21 protein-coding genes and 1 pseudogene are annotated in these 21,116 nt (G+C 59.2%); 13 read left to right on the top strand and 9 right to left on the bottom strand.

Features of this window, described 5'->3' with window-relative positions; all coding sequences use genetic code 11:
* Positions 1-49 precede the first annotated feature (49 nt).
* Together ACODTZ_RS05810 and ACODTZ_RS05805 are read left to right on the top strand one after the other, a co-directional pair.
* Positions 50-571, top strand: a complete 522-nt coding sequence (locus tag ACODTZ_RS05810) for a DUF6790 family protein (protein WP_489024423.1) — start codon at positions 50-52, stop codon at positions 569-571.
* A complete protein-coding gene (locus ACODTZ_RS05805) occupies positions 558-920 on the top strand; it encodes a hypothetical protein (protein ID WP_489024421.1) in 363 nt (120 codons plus the stop codon). The genes ACODTZ_RS05810 and ACODTZ_RS05805 overlap by 14 nt, the downstream gene beginning before the upstream one ends.
* 24 nt (positions 921-944) lie before the next feature.
* Here ACODTZ_RS05805 and ACODTZ_RS05800 read toward each other — a convergent pair whose 3' ends face one another.
* The gene (locus ACODTZ_RS05800) at positions 945-1,313 is read right to left on the bottom strand and encodes an MliC family protein (RefSeq protein WP_489024419.1); all 369 of its coding nucleotides are present in this window, start codon (positions 1,311-1,313) and stop codon (positions 945-947) included.
* 376 nt (positions 1,314-1,689) lie between these two features.
* On the opposite strand from ACODTZ_RS05800, the gene ACODTZ_RS05795 reads away from it, so the two are divergent.
* From ACODTZ_RS05795 to ACODTZ_RS05765, 7 genes and pseudogenes are all read left to right on the top strand, one after another.
* Positions 1,690-2,010 carry a GCG_CRPN prefix-to-repeats domain-containing protein gene (locus ACODTZ_RS05795; protein WP_489024417.1) on the top strand — a complete coding sequence of 107 codons (321 nt, stop codon included), beginning with the start codon at positions 1,690-1,692 and terminating at the stop codon, positions 2,008-2,010.
* 15 nt (positions 2,011-2,025) lie between these two features.
* Complete coding sequence (locus ACODTZ_RS05790) at positions 2,026-2,505, top strand: DUF992 domain-containing protein (RefSeq protein WP_489024415.1); 480 nt, start codon at positions 2,026-2,028, stop codon at positions 2,503-2,505.
* 28 nt (positions 2,506-2,533) lie between these two features.
* Positions 2,534-2,809: a hypothetical protein gene (locus ACODTZ_RS05785; RefSeq protein WP_052214222.1), complete on the top strand. Its 276-nt coding sequence runs from the start codon at positions 2,534-2,536 to the stop codon at positions 2,807-2,809.
* Between the two features lie 42 nt (positions 2,810-2,851).
* Positions 2,852-3,481 (top strand): annotated as a pseudogene (locus tag ACODTZ_RS05780) (hypothetical protein); the annotation flags it as partial.
* Between the two features lie 183 nt (positions 3,482-3,664).
* Complete coding sequence (locus tag ACODTZ_RS05775; protein ID WP_489024413.1) at positions 3,665-4,918, top strand: alpha/beta fold hydrolase; 1,254 nt, start codon at positions 3,665-3,667, stop codon at positions 4,916-4,918.
* Between the two features lie 3 nt (positions 4,919-4,921).
* Positions 4,922-5,686 carry a bestrophin-like domain gene (locus tag ACODTZ_RS05770; protein ID WP_489024411.1) on the top strand — a complete coding sequence of 255 codons (765 nt, stop codon included), beginning with the start codon at positions 4,922-4,924 and terminating at the stop codon, positions 5,684-5,686.
* 310 nt (positions 5,687-5,996) lie between these two features.
* Positions 5,997-7,145: a helix-turn-helix transcriptional regulator gene (locus tag ACODTZ_RS05765; RefSeq protein WP_489024409.1), complete on the top strand. Its 1,149-nt coding sequence runs from the start codon at positions 5,997-5,999 to the stop codon at positions 7,143-7,145.
* Between the two features lie 90 nt (positions 7,146-7,235).
* Here the strand turns inward: ACODTZ_RS05765 and ACODTZ_RS05760 are convergent, their stop codons facing one another.
* Positions 7,236-7,670 (bottom strand): hypothetical protein, encoded by a 435-nt coding sequence (locus ACODTZ_RS05760; protein WP_489024807.1) that lies wholly within the window; start codon positions 7,668-7,670, stop codon positions 7,236-7,238.
* Positions 7,671-8,649: 979 nt separating this feature from the next.
* On the opposite strand from ACODTZ_RS05760, the gene ACODTZ_RS05755 reads away from it, so the two are divergent.
* Entirely contained in the window at positions 8,650-9,660 is a 1,011-nt protein-coding gene (locus tag ACODTZ_RS05755; RefSeq protein WP_489024408.1) for an ABC transporter substrate-binding protein, read from the top strand.
* Positions 9,661-9,735: 75 nt separating this feature from the next.
* A complete protein-coding gene (locus ACODTZ_RS05750; protein ID WP_489024406.1) occupies positions 9,736-11,109 on the top strand; it encodes an amidohydrolase family protein in 1,374 nt (457 codons plus the stop codon).
* A gap of 53 nt (positions 11,110-11,162) precedes the next feature.
* Here ACODTZ_RS05750 and ACODTZ_RS05745 read toward each other — a convergent pair whose 3' ends face one another.
* The 6 genes from ACODTZ_RS05745 to ACODTZ_RS05720 form a co-directional block, all read right to left on the bottom strand.
* The gene (locus ACODTZ_RS05745; protein ID WP_489024404.1) at positions 11,163-11,537 is read right to left on the bottom strand and encodes a glutathione S-transferase N-terminal domain-containing protein; all 375 of its coding nucleotides are present in this window, start codon (positions 11,535-11,537) and stop codon (positions 11,163-11,165) included.
* A gap of 262 nt (positions 11,538-11,799) precedes the next feature.
* Positions 11,800-13,284 (bottom strand): NAD(P)-binding domain-containing protein, encoded by a 1,485-nt coding sequence (locus ACODTZ_RS05740; RefSeq protein ID WP_489024402.1) that lies wholly within the window; start codon positions 13,282-13,284, stop codon positions 11,800-11,802.
* Between the two features lie 86 nt (positions 13,285-13,370).
* Positions 13,371-14,324 (bottom strand): LysR family transcriptional regulator, encoded by a 954-nt coding sequence (locus tag ACODTZ_RS05735; protein WP_209235360.1) that lies wholly within the window; start codon positions 14,322-14,324, stop codon positions 13,371-13,373.
* Positions 14,325-14,412: 88 nt separating this feature from the next.
* Positions 14,413-15,174: an ABC transporter permease gene (locus ACODTZ_RS05730; protein WP_489024400.1), complete on the bottom strand. Its 762-nt coding sequence runs from the start codon at positions 15,172-15,174 to the stop codon at positions 14,413-14,415.
* Between the two features lies 1 nt (position 15,175).
* On the bottom strand, positions 15,176-15,958 hold the full coding sequence (locus tag ACODTZ_RS05725) for an ABC transporter permease (RefSeq protein WP_489024399.1): 783 nt from the start codon (positions 15,956-15,958) through the stop codon (positions 15,176-15,178).
* 1 nt (position 15,959) lies between these two features.
* Positions 15,960-16,799 carry an ABC transporter ATP-binding protein gene (locus ACODTZ_RS05720; RefSeq protein WP_489024397.1) on the bottom strand — a complete coding sequence of 280 codons (840 nt, stop codon included), beginning with the start codon at positions 16,797-16,799 and terminating at the stop codon, positions 15,960-15,962.
* Between the two features lie 286 nt (positions 16,800-17,085).
* Here ACODTZ_RS05720 and ACODTZ_RS05715 point away from each other — a divergent pair, with 286 nt between their 5' ends.
* Complete coding sequence (locus ACODTZ_RS05715; RefSeq protein WP_489024395.1) at positions 17,086-18,138, top strand: questin oxidase family protein; 1,053 nt, start codon at positions 17,086-17,088, stop codon at positions 18,136-18,138.
* On the top strand, positions 18,135-19,637 hold the full coding sequence (locus ACODTZ_RS05710; protein WP_489024393.1) for an amidohydrolase family protein: 1,503 nt from the start codon (positions 18,135-18,137) through the stop codon (positions 19,635-19,637). The genes ACODTZ_RS05715 and ACODTZ_RS05710 overlap by 4 nt, the downstream gene beginning before the upstream one ends.
* A gap of 198 nt (positions 19,638-19,835) precedes the next feature.
* Here ACODTZ_RS05710 and ACODTZ_RS05705 read toward each other — a convergent pair whose 3' ends face one another.
* Positions 19,836-20,996 (bottom strand): ROK family transcriptional regulator, encoded by a 1,161-nt coding sequence (locus ACODTZ_RS05705; protein ID WP_489024392.1) that lies wholly within the window; start codon positions 20,994-20,996, stop codon positions 19,836-19,838.
* Between the last annotated feature and the right edge of the window lie 120 nt (positions 20,997-21,116).

The raw sequence follows: 21,116 nt of genomic DNA, 5'->3' as shown, positions 1-21,116 counted from the left end.
CGGGTTTCACCGCGATCGGAGCATTGTGGTCGTTTCTACGGAGCTCACTATGATCGCTGATACAATCAGGACTATCCTCACAAACTTGCCAGCGTTCCTTTGTATCGCCGCCATCATCTGCGCCACGTTGATCAAGCGCGATCAACATTGGGCACGTCGATACCTGTCCTGGATCCTGTTGCTGGCCGTGGGCGTCGATGGCTTGTGGGCGGGTCTTTTCCATGTGTTTTTCCCGGCAATAGCATCGGCACAAATCGGATGGCAGCAAAGCCCGTTCGAGTTTGAAGTCGGCGTTGCCGATATCGCGCTTGGCGCGGTCGCCGTCCTCGCATTCTGGCGGAGCCTGTCGTTTCAAAGCGCAGTCGCGCTCTATGCGATTATCTTTTATGTGGGCGTCACGGTCGGTCATTTTGTGCAGGCGTTTCAGAACAATGACTACGCCGCCGATAATTTCGGCCTGTTGCTTGCCCTCACGATTGCCCGCACCATAGCGCTGTCGATCCTGTTGTGGGCAGCCTGGAAACAGGCTCCATCCGAACGACGTCTGGAGGACTATCGTGCTCGCGCATAGTCCCAAGCATGCCCACAGGTGGTTAGTCTCCGCCTTTGGCGGCTGTGTGCTGATTGCGTTGGGAGCGGCACTTGCGATCGACCAGCTCGGCTACCCGTTGCCCTATCGCTGGATGTTTCTGATCCTGCTCCTGCCGGCAGTGAGCGCGATATGGGATAGCGTTCGGCTTGCAAGGATCATGGGCTGGCGAAGCATTCAGCCGTTGTCGCGGCTGATCGCTGGCGCCATCTTTGCCCTCGTTGGAATACTGTTGTCGCTTCGGCTCAACACCGGCCTCATATTGCCTGCGTTAACCATCCTGCTTGGCTTGGCGACGATCTTCCGCGCAGTCTTGAACAGGATCGGCTGATCCTCACTGGAGCCTGCAAGGCGATCAGGAGGCGTTGCACGTCATCGTCGGCGGAGCATTGTCACCCAACGTGGTGTCATAGAGGCTCGCGGAATTTCCCTTGGTCCACCAGATGTACTTTCCAGCCGCATAGCGTGTTCCCGAGCCGGATATCACCGACGTGAACAGCAGCGGCTGCGGCTGTTTGGGCAGAGCCACGAGCGCGATAAAGTTTGGATCGGCGTTGATATAGGTCACCGCAAGCTCGCCCGCCGCTCCGCATTTGTAATCAGCCTGCATGCGTTCGATTTTCGTTTTGCTGTGAAGCTCGATCGTTCCGCTTTCTGCGGCCATGGCCAAGTTCGCTGATAGGCAGGAACTGGCGAGGCAAACGGTAACAGCGATAAGTTTCATGTCTTGATCCTCAATCGGTCGCCCAAAGGGCGGACGCATCGACAAAGGCGGTCGCCGGTCGGTTGCGGGAACTCGGATGTCGGCGTCAGCTTTAAAGCCTGATTTTGCCACTCTTCGTCCGATGAGAGCGAAATAATCTGATCCTGTCTTCATCGCATACCCAGAAGTGGTGATGCGGCAACGGATCGATATCGGCTAATCCCCCGGCCATCGGAGCACACCGACCGGCCATCAATGGCCTGGGACACTCCGGTCGGCAACCGACGCTCTCCCAAGACGACGATCGTCCGACAGACCCGCATTCAACCGCAGTCCAATCGAAATGCAGATTAAGCGAGCGCAACCGCCCGCAGCATTCAACACATCTGGAGTGAACATGAACACGAAATTTGCAGTCATCCTCGGCGCTGCCGCACTGTTCGCGGCACCGTCCATCTCTAACGCAGCGCCGCTGATGCCGACGATCGAGGCGCCTTCCGCGATCACGCTCGTCGCCGGCGGCTGCGGCCCCAATGCGTGGCGCGGTCCTTATGGCGGTTGCCGCACCACGCCGTTCTATGGTCGGCTTCCGAATGGCTACTACCAGGAGCGCCCCGTTGCCAGCAACGCGTGCCCGCCCGGCTACTGGCGTGGTCCCTGGGGCCATTGCCGCAACACGCCCTATCATGGTCGCCTGCCCAACGGCACCTGGAAGTAAGCGGGGAGCCGACCGATGACTATCTCGAAACTCTCCGGCGGGCTCGCGCTTGCACTGGCCCTGGTTGCTGCTTCCGTTGTCCCCGGCCATGCCGACGTTGCCAAGATCGGCATCCTGTCTTGTGACGTGTCCAAGGGCATCGGCGAGATTCTCGCACGCAAGCAATCGCTGACCTGCCAGTTCAAGCCCGATGGCGGCCAATCCGAGACCTATGTCGGAAACATCGACGAATACGGCGTCGAGATCGGCAAGGTCGATCAAGGACACCTGATCTGGGGCGTCGCGTCGGCAACGCGCGGGATCCCTCAGGGTGCCCTTGCAGGCACGTATGTCGGCGTCGCCGCGGGTGCCGCGCTCGGCGTGGGCGCCGGAGCGAACGCTCTGGTCGGCGGCAGCAACCAGTCGTTTTCGCTGCAGCCGATCTCAGTTGATGGCGAGACCGGCATCAACATCGCAACCGGCGTCGTCAAGGTGACGCTCGCGGCCGCCAACTGAACAATCCTCACGAACTTGGAGAACTGACATGACCGAACTCACACTTTCACGCAGAAACATGCTTGCCGCTGCGGGCGTAGTGCTCGCCGCAGGCTCGGCTGCTGCCCTCGTATCGTCTCCTGCCATGGCAGACCAAGGCAATATGGATGCCGCCTTGCGCCAGCTCCAAAATGCACTGAATTCGCTTCACCGGGCGACGCCGAACAAGGGCGGACACAAGGAGCGTGCCGCCGAACTGGTCATGCAGGCCATGGCCGAAGTTCAGGCCGGCATCGACTATGCCGCCGAACATGGTGGCGGCTGATCGCCGAGCCTTCCGCAACGGAACTCACAAAGGAATTCGACAATGATACGCATGAATCCAATCGGACTGTTGTTCGCCGGCTCGCTCACGTTGCTGGCGGGAACCGCGCTGGGGCAGGATGCTGCCAAGGCACCGCATGTGCCCCTGCAAAAGACAGTCGGACAGGTCAGCCAGCAGGCGCCTGTCGCATCGCTCTTGGTCGTCAACGCCGACGGCGCGAAGCTGGAAGGCGACAAGCTGGTCCTCACGGGTGTTGCCACCAACTCGATCATCTTCTCCGATCGTCCGACACGCGCTGCCGGTCACATCGCGACCGACGAAATCGTCAAGCAATGGGGCGCTGGCGCCGACAGCTTCGACAAGGACCCGCCGAATGCGACGGTGTCGGTTCTTGGCGGCGGCTCGAATGTCAGCGACGCCGTGGTCACGCTCAGGTCGCCCAAGCTTGATGGCACGACGCTGACGTTCGACGTTTCCGTGCTGGAAGGCAATCTGACCGGCGCGACCGGTCCCGCAGCGGTGTTCATCGACCATTGGCGCGGCTGGAACAATGCTGGTTGGTACGCACTCGGCGCTGCCTCTGGCGCAGCAATCGGCGCATCGTTGGCCGGCCCTCGCTACGTCGAGCCCTACTATCCGGCGCCTGCATACTATCCTCCTGCAAATCCGTGCCCTCCGGGCTGGTGGCTCGGCCCATGGGGTCATTGCCGTGACACGCCGTATCATGGCCGTCTGCCGGATGGTCAGTGGCAGTGATCATGAGGACAGGGGCGGCTGCCGCCGCCCCATCTCAAGCTGCATGCAGCGCTCTTTGAAATCAATGAACCGGGCGATCAGCCCTATTGGACGACCATCATGACCCGAATCCGCTTCATAGAACCGCCTAGGCACAGGTTGGCACGGGCGAAGGACACGCTCCGGCCGCTGCTGGGATATGGGCTCGCGGCTCTTGTCGTATGGGTACTCCTGACCTGGGGCTCGGCGAGAGCCAACGAGGCGTTCTACCAGCCCGAGAGCGGTGAACTCGCAGGGCGTCCCGGTTCCGTCATCCGCTCGGAGGCCATGCCGTTCTCTCCGCAGGGTGCCACCGCGTCCCGCATCCTCTACCGTTCAGTCGGTCTGCATGGAGAGGCAATCGCGGTCTCCGGTGTCTTGATCGTGCCGGCCGATGGCGACAACAAAAACCGTCCGATCGTCGCCTGGGCACATCCGACCAGCGGTGTTGCCACGGCCTGCGCGCCGTCTCTGAGCCGCGGCGTCTATCGGCAGATACAAGGCCTCGAGCAACTGCTGCAACAGGGCTTCGCTGTTGTCGCGACGGACTATCCCGGTCTCGGTGGCCCCGGCGTCCATCCCTATCTCATTGGCGACAGCGAAGGACGCGCCGTGCTCGATTCCGTCCGGGCCGCGCGCGATCTGCTCGGTGAACGAGAGCCGACCCGCTTTGCAGTCTGGGGTCACTCGCAGGGAGGGCAGGCGGCGCTTTACGCAGGCTTGCTGGCACCCAGCTACGCGCCCGAGCTTAAACTGGTTGGCGTTGCCGCGGCAGCACCGGCAACCGATCTCAGCACGCTGATGCGCGACGACTTCGCCTCGAGTGGGGGTAAGGGGCTGACTGCCCTTACGCTTTGGTCCTGGTCGCGGGTCTTCGACATCAAGCTCGACAATATTGTCTATGCGAATGCGATGCCGACGGTCGACACGCTTGCAGGCGGCTGCATCGAGACGATATTCGATCTTCTGGAACGACGTCTTGAGGAACGCCCGCTGGCCAAGGACTTCCTGACTGTCACGGATATCAGCGCGGCGGAGCCGTGGAACGCCTTGCTGAAACGGAACACGCCCGGCCTTCTCTCCAGGCAGGTTCCCATCTTCATTGCCCAAGGATTGGCCGATGGCATCGTCCGTCCCGACGTGACCATCTCCTATGTTCGCCGTCTCTGTGACAATGGCAGCAGCGTGGAGTTCGTGACGCTTCCAAAAGTCGGACACGGCTTCATCGCCCGCGATACAGCGAAAGACGCTGCCAAATGGATCAGCGGCAGGTTCGCAAGCACAGCCACTCCCAATACATGCGCGCGCCTTCCGCAAGCAGCCGAAGGGGATTGAGGGATGAATGCTCTCCTTCTCGCCGCCGGCGTCTTCATTGTTCTTGGGGTCGCGACCGCGATGGGCATGCTCCTTCGCGACCGTCTTCCATCCCATCATCTGAACTCGGAATCGAAGGAAGTCATCAGGCTTGCAACGGCGATCGTCGGCACGCTGTCGGCGCTGGCCCTCGGTTTGCTGATCGCGTCTGCGAAGTCCGACTACGATGACGCGCAGACGGAACTTGGCGCGACGGCCGCCCGGATCGTTCTGCTCGATCGCTTGATGGCTCAATATGGTCCCGATGCCGATGACGCGCGTCAGTTGCTGCGGGCGCTGATCGAAAGCCGTCTGGACAACGGATGGGCCGTTGAGACAAGCGATGACCAGTTCGCGGGGAGGGCGCCGGCCTATAAGGAAATCGAAGCGGTGCAGGGAAAGCTTCGTGCGCTTGATCCCCATGACGACGCGCATCGCCTTATCCAGGCACGCGCACTTGAAGTCAGTGGTCACCTTGCCGAAGGACATTGGCTTCAGATTGAATCCGCCGACGAAGGTCTGCCCTGGGGCTTCTTCATCGTCCTCATCTACTGGCTCGCCCTTCTGTTCGGCACGTTCGGGCTGCAGGCTCCGGCCAATCCGACGGTGCTGACGATCATCATCGTCTGTGCGCTTTCGGTGGCGGGCGCAGTCTTTGCGATCGCCGACATGGCAAACCCCTATGTCGGCCTCATCCGGATCTCAGACAAACCGTTGCAAGGGGCGTTGGGTCGTCTCGGCACGTCATAGCACCGCGGGGTCCGAAGAAGCGGTTGCCATCCGGTTTATGGAAAACTCCCGCCTTGCTGCCGGGCCAGCGTCGCCGTTCGACGAGGCTTTTTGGTTGAGGTTGGGCGCGCGGTTGCCGATAGAGAACCTGCAGCGGTGCAACGATCGAAGGTCTAGTCGAGCGCCTTGCCGCGTTTCTCTTCAACCGAGATCAACACGAAGGCGCTGAGGTTCGCCTGATAAGGCGAAAAGTCTACTGTTGGTCGCATTGACTCGATGGCATAAGTTGATGCTAAATTGCAGGTATTCTACAGATAGTGCGGGGGCGCTTGTGGAACTCAATTCGATAATCGGGGATATCTACGACGCCAGCGAGAATGATGACAACTGGCTGGCGGTTGGAAAACGCCTCTTCGAACATCTGGGCGCGGACGCCGGCAGCCTTCGCCTCCAGGCAGGTGGCGGCAGATCCGTAAACGTCTTCGAAACGCGCGCCGAGAACGATCACTATGTCGAGCACTACCTCCAACTCGATCCAATCAGAGCCGCCTTGTCCAGCCTGATGAGGCGAAACGAGGCGGATGGTAAAGTTCTGTTGGATGAGGAACTTGTAGACAGCGACGCTTATCACCGGACCGAATTCTATCGGGACTTCGCCAGGCCGCAGGGTCAGGAACACATGATTGTTGGCCTCGTGGGCGACAGTCGCCGATCGATTGTCGGATTCTATCGACAAGGACTCGCATTCGGTGTTCGCGAACGCGCGGCCCTCCTAACCTTGCTGCCCCATGTCCGGCGAGCGCTGCAATTACGCGAGCGGCTGCATCGTGCCGACTTTGACGCGCGATTGGGATATGCCGCTTTCGAAGCCCTTCCCGGTGCCGCGATTGTGGTCGACGGCGACTGCAACGTACTATTTGCCAATTCGTCGGCGACGAAAGCACTTTGCTACCGTGATCGACCGGTCTGCCTTGCGACCAGTCCCACTTCGGGGACGAAGCTCGCTGTCGACAATCGTGGCGAGATGAAGCGATTGCGAGCCATGATCCGCGATGCCGCCGCGACAGGTTTCGGAGGAGCCATGCGAGTTGAATTCGATATGCTCGGTAACAGCGGTCGCATTGGCCAGTATGCGATTTTCGTGTCGCCGCAGTTTCCGGATCGTGTTTGTGATGCGTTAGCCGAAGGTGGCAGTGTGCCGGTCCTGGTCCAGATCAGCGAGTTGTCGTCTCCTCGGGCTGCAAGGCCATCGCTGCTAAGCGAACTGTTCGGCTTGAGTGCGGCAGAGGGAGCCGTCGCTGCGGCTCTCCTCGGAGGTCAAAGCGCTGAGGCAGTCGCGCGCGAACGGGATGTTTCGCTCGACACCGTCCGAACGCAGATCCGCACGGTGCTGCGGAAATCCAATGCTACGAACCTACGCGATTTCGAGCGCATGGGTGCCCTCCTGGGATCGCTGGGCTCCCATAAGGGCGTTGCCTAATCTCGCGACGTCCACGCTCAACAGCTATGGGTATGCTGCAAACTCTCGTGACCTAGATGTTTAGTCCCGGCACCGGTGAGGGCTGTCGGATCAGTTTTTGGCTTTGTTGGAGTTCGACGCCGAGGATTTGCCGTCGAGACGCTTGTAGACCTCGGTCAAAGTCGACGTCGGGGCTGGGCATTTCTTCGATCTGGCAATGTCGGCCAGAACATCGTTACGATTGCGCAATGCGTCGATCTCGACCTTCTCCGGAGATTTCGGATCCATGAAGAACAGTGCCGGCCAGAAGAGCAGGACGCCCGTCGCGCCGAGGGCAACATTCTTGCCCTGGGCCTGTGAGCGTTCCTTGACGGTCGCTAGTACCTGCCGCTCGTTGGCGTCGAACTCTCGCTTGATGCCGGCGCAGTTGAAGACGCTGTCGCTGGGATTGGTCGAGGCGATCGGATGGGCTTCCCGGCCACCGCAACTCGACACGAGCAGGGCACTGGCGAGCAAGGCGGCAAGCGCTGACCGCGAGTGCGGCATCTGAAAATTCGTGAACTGCATGGTTTTCTCCAGAAAATGACTACCAGCGCATTATCGCGCTAGAGGAAATGAGATTGGCGCATCCTTCATTGATGCTGCCTGCAAAGGGTTTTCGGATATCCGATGATCGACACGTTGCGCTCGTGCATTCTAATCTTGCCCGCGTGAAAGATCGTCGGCAGGCGACTGCGCTTGTGCCGTGCTGCTTGCGGCAACGGTAAAGAGTGACAACTGTACAGCGATCGCATGCGCGGCTGCGGGTGTCAGATTAACTTGAGGAATTTCTTGGCTGCTCGCCGGAGTGAGAGAAAATGTTCCGTAAAAACAGATCGATAGAAAGAACTTGCTTAACAACGAGAAAGGAACTTTGGCGGATATATGAAGACGGCGAAACATCAATGGAATACAACTTACGAGCATAGAATTCAAAATTCTCCTTCGGCGTGTTTGCTCCGAAAGTCAACGTATGCTTGTGTCAAATGGTGAATGATTGTTCATTTTGATACAATCCATTCTAGCGATGCGATGCTCTGTGGAAGAGTGGGTGCCATCGATTCAACCGGATCTCGGGAAGGGAGCGGGTGCGATGTGTGCGATCCTGTCGCTCATCGTTCTGCCCGATGCGCCATCAGCGCGGCGGGGGCGGTTGCAGCGACTGGGTCGTGCCGATCTGTAGAGAAAATCTTGGAATTTCGGGTTTATTCCGACGCGTGTTTCGCATCTGCGATCTGATAAGCCCGCACGAGTTCCCCCTGTACGGCGCGCTTGGCGCGTAGCTCCTCTGAAAGCGTTGCCGACAAAGCCGTCGGGAAGTCGTGTTCCTATCGTCCGGTGTTTATGCGCAACAGATATTTTCGCCGTTGCGTTTTTGAGTACGCGTCGGTGACCATTCGATTGTTGTTCGCAACGGGACCACCGTATTAGAAATTTCGGCGTCGACGCCAAGTGCCTATAACCGGCTATCAACACGGAGTTTCAGGTGAAAAAACCTTCATACTTGCATGCACTTGCTGTCAGCTTCTTTGCGCTCGCCGCGGCGTCCGCTGCCCAGGCTGAGGATGCGGCCAAATTGACTGTTGTACTCGGCTATGTTGCCGACGTTGAAAGCTTCGGTGCGATCTACGCGAAGGATAAAGGCTACTTCAAGGATGAAGGGCTTGATGTAACCGTCGTGCCGGCGGGCGTGGGAGTTGACCAGGTTCAGATGGTCTCTTCAGGCTTGGCGACCATCGGGATTGTCGGTCCCGAACTGGTTCTGGCTGGACAGGACAAAGGCGCCGACTTCAAGATTATAGCCGGGCAGTTTCAGCGTACGCCCGTGGCGATGACCTGCACCAAGGCGTCCGGCGTCGAGAAGCCGGCAGACCTGATCGGCAAGCGTCTGGGTGTAAAGCAGATTGCTGCCGCATACGGAGATCTGTTCCTGGAGAAGAATGGCATCAAGAAGTCGGATGTTGAGATCACCCCGATCGGCCCGAATGATATTTCGCTTATCGTCGCCGGCAAGGTCGATTGCATGATGACGACATTTGCCTTTGCCGAACCCCGGATGATCGAAGACCTGGGCGTTCCGGTGAATGTCATCAGCATCGGCGATTTCGGCATGAACGCGCAGATGAACGCCTATTTCGTCAATGCTGATTTCTACAACAAGCCCGGCTCGAAGGACGTCCTGGCCAAATACATGCGGGCGGAGATGAAGGCCTGGCAGGAATACTTCAAGGATCCGGCGGCGGCTGCGAAATACATCGTGGAAAATGGCGTTTCCGATGGTCTGGATGAAGCGCAACAGACCTACCAGGCGGAGCAGCAGGTCGATTACATGCTGAGCCCGCTCACCAAGGAAAAGGGCCTCATGTGGCTTGACCCGAGCATCTGGAAGCAGACTGCGCAAAATGCGCTCGAAGCCAAGCTGACCAACAAAGTCGTCGATACCGACTCGATGCTCACAAACGACATCCTGGAGATCGCGGCAACGCCAAAGCTCTGAGAGCACAGTGAATGCTGAAATGCGAAGGCGGCCTCAGGTCGCCTTCCTCTTTTAAGAGAATAGAGAAAGGCGATTATGGCCTACAAGCTTATTGTCGAAAATGCGGCCCTCATTACGCTGGATCCATCCCGCCCGGCCTGCTTCAACGGTTGGATGGCTGTTGGGTCGGACGGACGGATCGAGGCAATAGGTGAGGGGCGTCCTGTCGGCTCGGCAGATGAACGCCTCGACGCGAGAGGCCGCTTCGTGGCACCCGGCTTCGTATCCGGCCATTCGCATTTGTCGACGTCAGGTTCACGTGGGCTCGGCGCCAATTGTTCCCTTTACGCCTGGGCCGATCACATGACGCGTTATACGCGTCACTGCGATGCCGACGACATATACTGGGTGACGATGCATGGTGCCCTCGATTTTCTTTCGAACGGTACCACTACGGCCTACGATTTCTGCGATAGTCGCCTGTCTTTCTATATGGTTGAAGCCCGCGAGATGGCCTACGGACCTTTCAAGCCGAAGGAGTATGGATTCGAGCAGATCCGCGGCAAAGTGGATGCGGGAATGCGCTTCATCAACTCGATCATGATCAATGATCAGATCGGGACGGATTCTGAAATTTCCGATCGCTTTGGAGAGAGCATTGCGTTTGCCGACTCGCTGGAAAGGCCGGATTTGCACCTCTCGCATGCAATCTCCGGCTCCGTTCAGTGGTCGAGCGACCCTAAGACCGCGCACCGCGAGGTGTCGATCATGCGCTGCTATGGCGTTGTCAATCAGCCGCATTTCCTGGAGACGCCCGAAAATCTCGAATTCCAGCGCTCCAAGTTCGCCTGGTATGAAGAAGCCGGCGCACTCGGCCCGGACTTGATTTTCGGTCAGTTCATCCACCCGACAGAAGAGATGAAGTGCAAGTGTGCCTCGTGCAACGTCGCCATGATCTGGCAACCGAACGCGAATGGCCGGCTTGGATCCGGTTTTGCCGACATTCCCGGCATGCTCGCCAAGGGTATGCGCATCGGAATCGGGCTCGACGATCAGGCTGCGTCCGATATTTCCGATCCATGGCAGAATATCCGCATGGGCCTCTATATGCAGCGAGCGCACAACCAGAATCCGGAGATCCTCAGCGTCGAGCAGATGTTGTGGCTGCACACGATGGGCAGTGCGAATGCACTTGGTATCGGCGATCGCGTCGGCTCGCTAGAGGTCGGAAAATTTGCCGATTTCCTGGTGGTCGACCCGAGGGCACCGGACCTCGGCCCGGTCTGGAGCCCGATCGCGACCTACGTGCTTGCCGTTGGCCCTCGCAATTTGAAAGAGGTCTATGTCGGTGGAAGCTGTGTAAGTCGTGATGGCATATCGACAAATCCGTTGGCTGCACGCGCCTCGCATGAGCTGCATGCCAGGCTTGCCCGGATAGCCGCCGAGCAAAACCTGCCTGTCGGAATGTAAGTCTCTGCTTAGCAATTCTCTGCCGGCGCCGGTGGCCCGGCAGAGAAAAGACATCAGGATTGAGCCGCCGCCTTAAGATCCCTATTCTCGCGGAACAGGTTGCCGAGTGACGTCAGCGGGCCTTCAACGTAGGCCTTCAGGACAGAGAAGTTCTCCAGGGCAACGTCATGAAGCTGCGCGAAATGGTCGATGAGGCCGTCTGAATCTTTCTGGAAGACACCCAGGGCCGTTTCCGCCGCGGGAAACGTTACCTTATCAAAGGCTGTTGCAAGTGTTGCCCTTATCGCTTGCTCCTGCTCGGTGCCGGGTTCGAATTCCACGATCGACACCTTGCCGAGGATGCCTGCTTCGAGCAGGAACAGCCTGACTTTAAAGCAGTAGGGGCAGTTCTTCTTGAAGTAGAGCGTGGGCTGGAATTCAGCAGTCATCATGCGGTTCCTTTGACAAAGTTGGGTTGCGAGGTCAGGCAACAGACCTCGGCTGGATGGGCAGCGCGGCCGCGCAGATCGTGGGCGCCTGTCAGTTTGACATGTTCGGTGCGGATCATGCCGGCCCGTTCGGCGAACTGGCTCACGGCAGGAAATGGTCTTTCAGACTGTCTCCATTGTCGGAGACGGTCCGAGCAAACAGGAGGCCGGGCATCCGAAGGGCCGCCTCCCGCGCAAGGCCTTGATCGATCACATGGCGTAGCTACGCATCGATTAATTCAACGCGGGCCAGTCTTTGCGCTTCTGCCGCCAGCTTGGCTGCCATATTTTCCGGGACGGTCACGCCGGGTGCGTGGAGCGTATCGAGGTAGGGAACGATCTTGTCGATCTGCTCCTCGAACAGCTTTTGCGTCACTGCGTCGGCGAGCTTGCGTGCTCCGAAGCGGAACGCGCCGATCGATACGGCCGCCAGCCCGCCCATGCTGAGAGACGCCAGCGCATTGAAGGCGTATATGCGGTCCAATCCGGGGCCGCTGCCGGGCTGTTTCTCGGTAAAGCGGTAGGCGCCGTCAAGGTAGGGGAAGTTGAGGCGAGGGCTTTCGGCGTCGCCTGCCGGCGGCACGAAGCGGTCGCGCCATAGAGCTGCATTTTCATGAATACGCTTCAATTCGGGCCGCAACATCATGTCGACGCGTACGCCGGTTGCCGCGAAGATGTGGTCGCAACGCCATTTGCCTTGTGGAAGATCGATGACGATCTCCTTCCCATCCCAGCTGACCTCGGACCATGGCGATCCGAGATGGATATTGAAGTTATCGTGCGCACAAGCCTTGTGGAAATGGTGTTCCGCGGGTGCCTGACTGAGGCCACTCATGAAGCGGGAGATTTCCCATTTGGTGGCGTCGGGAATGCGTTCGGCATGGACCAGGTATCCGCCGTTTTCCAGCTCGCGGATAACATCGCGCATCGGCAGCTCTTTGCGACGCAGGAACATGTCGACCCGTGCCGCACCGGCGTCCAGCGCTGCAACGGCCACGTCGAACGCGGCCGCACCGGCACCCAGGATCGCCACCCGTTTGTCCTGCAGATTGGTCTCGTCGAATATATCGGAGGAGTGGTTCCAGACAGAAGCTGGCAGGGATTGCTGGATGTGGTCCGGCGTCTGCCAGCGGCCACCGCCATCCATGCCGGTCGCAAGGATAACCTGCCGCGTCCTGAGATCGGTGCCGTCGGCAAAGCTGAGCGTTACACCCTCAGCGTCGTAGTCGATGTCGACAACGCGTGTCTCGTTGCGGATATCGAGGTCGACGCAGGATCTGAACCAGCGCAGGTAATCCATCCAGATCGTCCGCGGCACGCGCTTCATGCTATCCCAAGCGTCCTGGCCGCAGCGGGCAATGACGTAGCTCTCGATCGCTAGCGAAGCGATACCGCCTTCCATTCCGGTGATGTCCTTCGGGGAACGGATCTCGTAGTTGCGCGCGTAGGTCTCCCACACCCCTTCGTAGCCTTCAGGACTGGCGTCGAGGAGCAGAATATTGATGACACCACGCCGCTTTAGTTCCAGTCCAGCCGCAAGCCCGCTCTGACCGGCGCCGATGATGACGACATCGGGCATCGGCGCCATGTTTGAGGCAGTCGGAACAACCCAGCTCTTCGTCGCGAAGGAAAGAATTTCCATCTCGCGCCGGACCCGGCTCTTCAACTCCTCAAGGCGCCCAACGGCTTGTAAATCCAGATCGAACATGTGCACTCCTTCGTCTTGTAGACGATTGCAACCTATCGATCGGATCGCGGTTTAGAAGCGCTGAATGGCGTTCATGATGTTGCCCTTTAGGCAACGCCCTTTTCCCATGGCTGCAGTCGCTCCTCGAAGTCGGCAAGTCCTTTGATGAGGCGTTGCGTCAGGATGGCGCTGGCGGTTGACGGGCTTCGATTTGAATGGGTCCAGAGGCAGAGTTCGACACCGGGTGCGCGCGGCCCAGCCAGCGGCACGAAACGAAGCGCGCCCGATTCCAAATGTGACATTGCGCCGACCGGCGTGCGGACAGAAAGTCCCAGCTTGGCCAGTGTCAGCTCCAGCGCGGTATCGGAAGAGTTGGTTTCGATGAAGGGTTTGAGGCGCCGGCCTTCCGTCATCACGCGATTGACATGTTCGCCGCCGCCATAGCCCGCGTCACCGAGGATCATTCTTTCACCCGCGAGATCGCCGAGCTGCAGGTTATCAGCGGTCGCAAGCGGATGATCGGCCGGCATGACAACGCCAAGACGAATGGGTATTCCGCCGATCTTGCGAATATCGGCCCGCATCGGCGGGTTCATCGACAAGCCGATTTCGACTTCGGCAGCCGCCACGAGCTCCATGACTGTCGCTGCTGAGTGGATGGCGATGGAATAGATGACACCTGGAAATTCCGCTGAGAAGGCGGATAGCTCCGGGATCAGGAAATCGCGAGCAATGCCATCCTCGACAGCGATTCGGACGTGACCTCGCCGAAGCTCACGCATGCTGTCGATCTGGTTGATCGCGCGATCGAGATCGCGTTCCATATTGCGGATGTAGCCGTAGAGAACCTCGCCAGCGGATGTCAGCCTAACACCATCGGCAACGCGGTCGAAAAGCTTCGCGCGCAGTTGGCTCTCAAGCTTGAGGATCTGTCGATTGACCGCCGATGGCGCGACTGAGAGAAAGTCGGCGGCCTGCCGCATTGAGCCGGCTCTGGCCGTCTCGGCGAAATAGCGCAGCGCCATGATGTGGACGTGGACGAAGCTGTTCGAAATGGGCATGGTCGCTCTCCGGCTCGCGCCTGTCGCTTCCGGGCGGGATGTGGAGCGACGTTTGTGTGCTCCCTATCATACCTGCCAACGTTCGCAATCAGGCGCCCAGCCGGCGCAGTGCCCATTTTTCGACTAAGCCGACCAGCCCGTAGAAGCAAAGCGAGACGATGCAGGCCAATATTGCCGCCGCCCAGACATTGGCGATGCGGTATCCCAGGCCATAGAAGACGATCAGGTATCCCAGGCCCTGCTGAGAGGCCACCCATTCTGCGACCAACGCCGCGACCATCGATCCGCATGCGGACAGCTTCAGCGCCGTGAAAATGAACGGGAGCGCGGAGGGGAGCTGCACGGTGCGAAGGATTTGATGGGGCTTTGCGGAATAGGTGTGGAGGAGTTCCAGCGTATCAGCGCCTGCCGCGTGCAGACCGCGATGGGCGTTCACCAGCATGGGAAAGAAGCTCAGGAACGCCGCGATGAATATTTTCGGGCCCATACCGCTGCCGAGCCAAATGATCAGCATTGGCAGTATCGCGACGATCGGGATCGCTTCGCAAAGAATAGCGATCGGCAGCAGGGCCCGCTTCAGGACGATCCAGCGGCTAAACAGGATGGCGCAAACGAGGCCGACGAGATTGCCAAGTGCAAAGCCGCTTAGAGCCTCCGCGACCGTGACGCCGCAGTTCCGTAGCATTTCGAGCCCGTCGCTGGCGAAAGCGACCGCTATCGCGCTCGGTCCAGCCAGGACGAGCTTGGACACCGCTCCGCTCTGGTAGAGGGCCTCCCATCCCAGTATCAGGACGATGCCGAAGATGGCGGGTGAAAGGACAGTGCGGTCGAGACGCAATGTTTGTGTCATATCAACCTCCCGTCGCAAGCGCGGCATAGCGACCCGCTGCCTTCTCGAGAAGCGCGACAAGCGCCAGAAGTGCCAGAGTAAGCAGTGCAACGAGAAGAATTGCCGCCCACATGGTTGGCAGTTTGAAATATTGACCAGAGACCATGACCAGATAGCCGAGCCCAGAATTGGACGCGATCCATTCCGTAACGACCGTATTGATAAAGGCGGTGCTTGCCGACACTTTCAACGCCGAAAACAGGAAGGGTAGCGAGGAGGGAAAGCGGATCTTCCACAAGATCTGCGTTGGTGTCGCGGAGAAGCTGTGAAGCAATTCCATTCTCTCCGCATCCGTCTGAGCCAGACCGCGCATCATTCCGAGAAAGACTGGAAAATAGGTGGAGATCGCCACGATTATCATGATCGGAAAACTGCCGCGGCCGAGCAGGATTACGATGATCGGAGTGAAGACGACAAGTGGCAATGCTCGGCTTGCGAGCGCATAGGGATACAGCATCGTGCGCAAGGACGGCAATACGGTCATCGTGAGTGCCCCCACCAGACCGGCGGCGACGCCAAGTGCCAGCCCGCCGACCGCTTCCACGATGGTGAAACGCATATGCTTCATCAGGATCGTCGAGTTCTTGAAAAACTCGGCAAAAATCGCTTCGGGCGCCGGCAGCATCCATCTGGGAATATAGGCCGTACGCACGCCCCAGCTCCACAGGCACACCAGGGCGACGATGAGAATGATTGGTGGCAGTATTGTTGCCGCACGAGACTTCAACCGTTGCATTCCGATCATGTCAGTCGTGTCCGAGTGCGAGGCGCAGCTGCTGTTCGTAACGGATGAAACGAGGATCGAAACGGATCTCGGGATTGCGGCCGCGGCCGAAATCGACGTCGATGATCTCCTTGATCTTGCCGGGGCGCGGCGTCATGACGACAACCCGGTCAGACAGGATCACTGCCTCGGAGATGGAATGGGTGACGAGCAGCAGCGTCGCCTTCGTTTCCTCGAGTATGCGCAGCAGTTCGAACTGCAGACGGTCGCGCGTAATTTCGTCAAGTGCACCGAAGGGTTCGTCCATCAGCAGGAACTGCGGGCGCAGGGTCAATGCTCGGGCGATCGCCGCTCTCTGGCGCATGCCGCCGGACAACTCTCCAGGCAGGCTCTTCTCGAAACCCTTGAGGCCGACCAACTCTATTGCGGCAGCCGCGCGCTCGTGCCGCTCAACCTTTGCCACACCACCGATCTCAAGTCCAAGTGCCACATTGTCGAGAACCGAGCGCCACGGAAGCATCGTCGATCCCTGTTGCACGAGTGCATAGAGACGATTGGCCCGTGCTTCCGCCGGCGATACACCATGCAGGCTCGCTTGACCGGACGTTGGCTGGACAATGTCGGCGAAAACCCGCAGGAGCGTCGATTTCCCGCAGCCGGAAGCGCCGATCAGCGTCGCCCAGCTGCCACGTGGGATATTAAGGGTGCAGTCCTGCAGTGCTTGGACTTGCTGCTTATCCCGCTTGTAGACAACGCTGATGTTGGATGCCTCTAAGCCTGCGGCTGATTGCTGTCTGGGCTTGTTGGAGTTTTCAGGCTCCGTCACGAGCGAGGTTGCAGGCGCAAGCGTAGTTTGACGCATTCCATGTTCCCGGTTCTTTTTTGTCTAATCGCAAACATGGCTGGCAATCCGATCATTCACAAACGTCAATTTGCGAGCGCTGCGTTGCACAATCGGCAACACGGCTATGGCGTGGCTTGCCGGTTTTTTGGCAAGAACCCGTTGCCGAAAGTGCAACGCTAAACATAAGTATTTATTTTTGAAGGATTTTCTTTCCTTGTTGCCACTTTTCGAGGCTCGGCCGGTCCGCTTGCCGACTGGCGTTGGGGCAGCATAAGACTTTTCCACCCGATTTGTGGAGACAGGCATGGATACGCCCTCAAACCCATCCTCACGCGAAGTCCTTCGCGATTTGCTTTCCGAGATGCCGGGCTATGGAAGCGAGTTCGTGGGGACGTTCGCCAATCACGCCCCGATGGTCCTGGTCGCGCAGGCGCGAATGGGAGCGAGCGGGTATCAGCTGCGCAGGTTCTTCGAAAACTACAAGGGTTACAAAGGTCTGCTGCCGTTCAAGCCGAGTTTGCTTTCGATTGATGAAACCAATTGGCGTGAGCACCTCGGCGAACGCGAGCATGAGGATGCCTATCGGCGCTTCTTTGCCGATGAGTTCCGGTGCCGCGGACGGGCGGAATTCCTTCACCGTTGGCTGCCGCTGCTGGCGCCAGGGGTCGGCTCATCGGCATTCCATGCCTTGATGCGGGTCGCCTACGCCGTTCTCAACGACGACGATACGGAGGTCGTCAATGGTCTTGCCTACTGGTGTGCCTGCTGGCTGCAGATGCCCACGCCGACCGGCGCGCAACCGCTTTCCAGTGAGCCCGGCGAGGTTCTCGTGCATGCCGGTTCGGTTCCTGCCGCAAAGGGGCAACCCATCCATGCGCTGATCTGGCAAAACATGCACCAATCCTTTGCTTTGCCAGGCTTCGAAACGGCTGGCGACTGGCTTGCAATCGACGAAGACACGATGGCGCGCTGCGCCAATGCTGCGCTGTCGCTGTTTGCCGCCACGCAGGATTTCTGCGCACTGCATGCCTTGACCGGTTTGCACTGGATCCGCGTGCTTGCGCCATTTCACGAAGCGACGTCGGAGATGGTCCGGTATTTTTGGGCCGGTGTAGGCGCCCTGATGAACGAGATGGGATATCCGAGCCTGCCAGCGCCTGAGGCGGTGCAGGCCTGGCGGGATTTGCCTTGCCCGAGTTGGCCGGAGATTTTTGCGGCGGCTTGCCAAAGTTTCGACGAGCATGATCTCAGCCTCGTCTTTTCGTGCTCGCAAGAAGAGGCTGCGTATGGGGACCCACTATATCGCAGAGCTGCCGCCCGCCGCCTGGGTATGATCAAGGAGATGGTGGCACTATGAATAAGGACGTCAATAGCTGCATCGTCGAGGCTGATATCGCGCTGGTGGGCGCGGACGCATCCGGACAGATGCAGCTTCGCCACGACGTGGCGATCCGAATACATGAAGGCGTGATCGCGCAGATTGGTCCCTTGCGCGGGATGCTTGGCGGCAACGAACATCTGCCACGTTATGGCGGCAAAGGCTTCATCGCCATGCCCGGTCTCGTCAATAGCCACCATCATTTCGGCATCACGCCGCTGATGGCGGGTGTTCCTTTCGAGCCACTGGAATTTTGGCTGCCGCAGTTTCGCGCGATGCGTTCGGTCGGCCCACGGCTGGATACGCTGTTCAGCGCGATCGAGATGCTCGAAAGCGGGACAACAACAGTTCACCACATCGCCAGCGGTCTGGCAGGCGACAGTGACGCGTGGCACTCGACTGCCGACGAGGTTATAGCCGCCTATGACGAAATCGGCATGCGCGCCGGCTACAGCGCAATGCTGCGGGACCGCAATGTCCTCGCCTATGATGGCGACGATCCAGTGCTTTCGGACATGCCCCCGGCGGCGCGGGACTGGTTTGCCGCCCGGCTCTATCCGAAAGGCGCCGGTGTAGACGCCTACATCAATTTCCACGAAACGCTTCGTGCGCGTCATGCCGCAAACACCCGGCTTCGCGTCAACTACGCGCCGGCCAACCTGCATTGGTGTTCCGATGGCCTTCTGGAAGCCGTTGCATCCGCTGCCAGATCGTCGGGTTCGCAGATCCACATGCATCTCGTTGAAACCAAGCGACAGGCGGATTTTGCGCGCGAGCGCTTTGGCAAATCGGCAGTCAGATATCTCGAGGGTCTCGGGCTGCTTGGTTCCAATGTCACATTCGGCCATTGCAATTGGCTCGATGAGGGCGATGCCGAGGTGCTGGCTTCGTGCGGATGTTCGGTCTGCCACAATGCGTCCTCAGGTCTACGGCTAGGAAGCGGCCGCGCAGAGATCGCCAAGTTGGCGAAGGCCGGTGTCCGTGTCGCGCTGGGTATCGATCAGTCGAACATTGCGGACGATCGCGACATGCTGCTCGAAATCAAACTGGTATGGGCGCTGCATCGGGGCACGGAACTGTTTTCCGAGCGCGTCGAGGCCACGGAAGTGCTGCGACAGGCGAGTGAGAACGGTGCTCGCACGGTTGGGTTCGGCGGTCTGTCGGGGCGGCTGGAATGCGGGCAGCGGGCTGATGTCGTCTTGCTTGATCGCAGGTTGGTCGAACGGCCGTTCGTGGACATGCGTACGCCGATCTCCGATGTGGTACTGCATCGGGCGCGCCGAGATGCGGTGAGAACCGTCCTTGTCGACGGGCGTCAGGTTGTCGCGGATGGCCGAGTCACGCTCGTCGATCGCGATGATGTTCTTGAAAGGGTTAGGGTGAAGATGTCGGAGGCGCCCAAGAGTGCGGATATGGAGGCGGCAGAGATGGTCGCTCTAGCCATGCCTGCTATTCGCAAACACAACAGCCTATCGTAGGGCTGCCGGCGACCATGACGGACCCCGCCCGCCTTCGTGCTAAACACTGCTCAGCAGCAAGCTCATCCCGCCATTTGAGACGCCCCGATCATTCGTACGTCGCGTGGGACGCGGCCAAAACCTTGAGGTTTGCTGCCCTTGTATTAGCGACGAGGTTCCGGTTGCTCGCGGACCTCGCCGTTATCTCTGACCCGATGACTAATAAAACATCCGGCGGAACGGCATGATGGCGGCCCCCATGGCTGCCGCGTCGCTTGCGATTTCCGATACGATCAGCTTCGGGCCGCCGCGGTGTACGCCGTAGCGAGGGCGGTCGAAAATCTTCGTCCGTTCGATCAGCATGGACGCCAAAGCGGGCGGGATCTGGCCGCCGAAGACGATCGCCTGCGGGTCCAGCGTGGCGCGGATGGCGTTGACGAGACGGATATAGGCCGGCGTCACCTCGTCCACCCATTCCAATACGCCGGGCCAGTCTCGATTGAAATGGCGGCGCATATAGTGGATCGAGGGAACGTCGATGCCATTCCGGTTCACCCGGTCGATCAGATATTGCAGGGCGGGACGGCTGTCTGTCTCAATCTCATCATAGAGGCCGGAAAATTCGCCCGCATTTCCGTTGCCGCCCTGCAGAAGTTCCCCGTCGATGATGACGCCACCGCCGAAGCCGTAATTGAAACTCAGATAGGCGAAGTGCCGGATGAACCGGCCGATGCCGAACATCGATTCCGCGATGGCCCCGGACTTTCCGCCGTTGACCACCCACGCCGGTCGGTCAAACAGGTCGGTAATGATTGGGCCGAGTTCGATCATCGACCATTCGTGAAGCGGCAAGGGCGCGTTATGACGCGTGCCGTCGACATGATAGCCGGCAATCGCAAAGCCGACGCCGAAGAAGTCCTCCTCGGCAAGATTGTTCTGGCGCTGCAGCTCTTCGACCTGCTGTTTTACCAGTCGGAGCGCCTGGTGCATCGTTGTTTCGCGCAGGGGCACTTCCCGCTCGCCGAGAATTTTTCCGGCGAGGTCGACGATGCAAATGCCGATGATGTCGGTGTTGACGGAGATGCCGCAGGCATAAGCGTGGGCGCCATTCAGGTTCAGCATCGGGCTTGGTTGACCGCGTCCCAGGCCCGGTTTTGCCGATCCGAGCCGGATGACATCACGCTCGGCAAGGTGATCGAGGATGCGGTGGACCGATTGCTGCGTCAGGTCGGTATGGCCGGTGATTTCCGATCGGGAGATGCCGGGATTACGCCAGATCAGCTGCAACAACTTGCGCTCGTTGGACGAAACTACCGTGGTCTCGTGCAGTCGCAGAAAGCGTGGGGCAATCAATGCCTCCGGTACGTAAACACCTGCCAAGCCCAAGAACCTTACTGCAAAAGTGTAATAATCGCATTGCCCTTAATGCAACCTAAGCCTGATTACCCGCGAATACCGGTTCTTTCAAGCAATTTCAGCCGTCACGTAATTGTTACACAC

This window comes from Rhizobium sp. FG113 (genome assembly GCF_057809895.1).
This window is presented reverse-complemented; position numbering and strand designations above follow the sequence as displayed.